Origin of the sequence: Paenibacillus xylanexedens, assembly GCF_007676705.1 — a bacterium.
Taxonomy (GTDB): domain Bacteria; phylum Bacillota; class Bacilli; order Paenibacillales; family Paenibacillaceae; genus Paenibacillus; species Paenibacillus xylanexedens_C.
Genome location: NZ_VEBF01000647.1, coordinates 1 through 237, shown reverse-complemented (window position 1 = coordinate 237; position 237 = coordinate 1). Strand labels below are relative to the sequence as shown.

1 pseudogene is annotated in these 237 nt (G+C 44.7%); it reads right to left on the bottom strand.

Annotated features, from left to right (window positions below):
- Nucleotides 1-33: 33 nt before the first annotated feature.
- Nucleotides 34-237, bottom strand: a pseudogene (locus FS628_RS30945) (NADP-dependent isocitrate dehydrogenase); the annotation flags it as partial.

The window sequence follows — 237 nt, the reverse complement described above, 5'->3', positions numbered from 1 at the left end:
TACTTTCTCACCCAACTCTTCTTCACCCACTTCCTATCCCCACTTTTTCAACCCACCTTCACTAAATTTCATCATATTACCTTTCTCTACCAATCTAACACTCTTACCCTTATCATCAGTTCCATACTCCACTCCTCCACCTACCAAACGTTTCGAACCTGCCCAAGAAACCGCTTTAATACCAGTACCCGAACTCGCAGCCAAGCCCATTTTCTTACCACCCATCTCTTCTTCCAG